1 rRNA gene is annotated in these 293 nt (G+C 52.2%); it reads right to left on the minus strand.

Annotation, left to right across the window (positions count from 1 at the left end):
• Positions 1–53: 53 nt before the first annotated feature.
• Positions 54–293: ribosomal RNA gene (locus P6N53_RS18560) — 16S ribosomal RNA — on the minus strand; the annotation flags it as partial.

Here is a 293-nt window from a genome sequence, read left to right on the forward strand (position 1 = left end):
TGATAAATGATCGACCAGAGTTTCTTGAACCGAAGGTTCAAGGTACTCCTTAGAAAGGAGGTGATCCAGCCGCACCTTCCGATACGGCTACCTTGTTACGACTTCACCCCAATCATCAACCCCACCTTCGACGGCTGCCTCTCTTGCGAGTTAGCTCACCGGCTTCGGGTGTTGTCAACTTTCGTGGTGTGACGGGCGGTGTGTACAAGGCCCGGGAACGTATTCACCGCAGTATGCTGACCTGCGATTACTAGCGATTCCGACTTCATGTAGTCGAGTTGCAGACTACAATC

This window comes from Desulforamulus aquiferis, from assembly GCF_030577015.1.
In the GTDB taxonomy this organism is placed as follows: domain Bacteria; phylum Bacillota; class Desulfotomaculia; order Desulfotomaculales; family Desulfotomaculaceae; genus Desulfotomaculum; species Desulfotomaculum aquiferis.